The organism is Priestia sp. SIMBA_032, from assembly GCF_046535215.1.
Classification (GTDB): Bacteria; Bacillota; Bacilli; order Bacillales; family Bacillaceae_H; genus Priestia; species Priestia aryabhattai.
Genome location: NZ_JAWRXD010001298.1, coordinates 1 through 246, shown reverse-complemented (window position 1 = coordinate 246; position 246 = coordinate 1). Strand labels below are relative to the sequence as shown.

Sequence of the window (246 nt, the reverse complement as noted above, 5' to 3'; positions counted from 1 at the left end):
CTTATAATTGTTAGGCATTTTTTGATTTACTTCTGAAAGATATCTAATAGCTAATGGCGAAAGGTTTTGAGTAGCATACATTAATCCTAAATTTTGACGCACCATTAAAATAAATTGCTCTTCATCTATTTTTTGGAACATATCCATTGCCTTCGTGAAATATTCTTCGGCGAGTTCCCATTCTCTCAAATGAGTACAAGCTAAGCCTATAAGGTTATCACAAAACGCGACATTAATCTCATACCC

Annotated in this window: 1 protein-coding gene; it reads right to left on the bottom strand. The window is 33.7% G+C overall.

Going from position 1 to position 246, the window contains the following annotated elements; translation table 11 throughout:
- The coding region (locus tag SB717_RS38510) for a tetratricopeptide repeat protein (protein WP_410908486.1) at nucleotides 1-246 on the bottom strand (246 nt) is incomplete at both ends.